The sequence below is a fragment of the Novilysobacter longmucuonensis genome (genome assembly GCF_046600735.1).
Classification (GTDB): Bacteria; Pseudomonadota; Gammaproteobacteria; order Xanthomonadales; family Xanthomonadaceae; genus Novilysobacter_A; species Novilysobacter_A longmucuonensis.
Genome location: NZ_JBJMAW010000035.1, coordinates 1 through 1179, shown reverse-complemented (window position 1 = coordinate 1179; position 1179 = coordinate 1). Strand labels below are relative to the sequence as shown.

The following is a 1179-nucleotide window of genomic DNA, read 5'->3' as shown; positions in this document are numbered from 1 at the left end:
CCTAACGCCTTATGTCTTTGAACTTCCGTAGCCTAGAGGTCGAGAGCCCGGTGTGCGCGCCCGATAACGCCTCGGTGTCAGCAGCACCGTAACTCAGCAGGGGCCGCACACCGGGAGCTCACTTCCAAACGCCCGAACAGTTGCGCGAGTAACACTCGCACCGATAAGCGTGGGCTGGAGGTGAGGCGCTCTCGACGTTTCCTACTCTAACGGAGGTGGGCATGACTGCGGTGGGCATCGATGTCAGCAAGGCCATGTTGGACCTGGCGTTCAACGACGCGACAAAGGTCCACCGCTTCCACAACACCCCGGCCGGAATCCGCCGTCTCGTCGAGCTGCTGCGTGCCCGCCCCGGTGTCCGGATCGTGGTGGAGGCCACCGGTGGCTACGAGGAAGCCGTGCTCGAGGTCTGTGCCGAGGCCGGGCTTTGGATTGCCCGGATCAACCCGCGTCAGGCCCGGGACTTCGCCCGTGCGGCCGGCCAGTTGGCCAAGACAGACAACCTGGACGCCCGCATGCTGGCGGAAATGGCGGCGGTGTTCCATGCGCGGCTGCGTCGGCATGTGCCCGCGGAGCCTTGGCAGGCCGAGCTGAAGTGCTGGTTGCGACGCCGGCGCCAGATCGTGGACAACATCCAGCGCAATCGCCAGCAGATGGCGTTGACCCTGCCAGCGATCCGCTTGCTGGTGAAGAAAACACTGGTATCTCAACAACGGGAGTTGGCGGCTGTCGATGCGGCCTTGAAGTCGCTTCTGCAGGCGCACACCAGTCCGGCGCTGAGCTCGACCAAGGGTTTGGGTCCGGTGTTCCAGACCACCGCATTGGCGTTGCTGCCGGAACTGGGGCTGCTGAGCCGTCAACAGATCGCCAAGCTGGTTGGGGTCGCACCCCTCAACCGCGACAGCGGCAAGAGCCAGGGCAAACGCCAGATCTACGGAGGCCGCTCCGAAGTACGCGTGGCGCTCTACATGGCGACGCTGTCGGCGGTGCGCTGGGACCCGACCATGCGGGCGCACTACCAACAACTACGTGCGAGAGGGAAGCTCGCGAAGGTGGCCCTGGTCGCGTGCATGCGCAAGCTGTTGACGATCGTCAACGCCCGCCGTCGAGACGAACTGCAGCGCGTGGATGTGATTGCCTGCGCCGCCTGATTGGGGGCGTTCTCAAGACAGTTGCTGA

1 protein-coding gene is annotated in these 1179 nt (G+C 64.5%); it reads left to right on the top strand.

Annotated features, from left to right (window positions below; translation table 11 throughout):
* Positions 1-221: 221 nt before the first annotated feature.
* Positions 222-1151 (top strand): IS110 family transposase, encoded by a 930-nt coding sequence (locus tag ACJQWM_RS14220; protein WP_330970025.1) that lies wholly within the window; start codon positions 222-224, stop codon positions 1149-1151.
* Positions 1152-1179 lie beyond the last annotated feature (28 nt).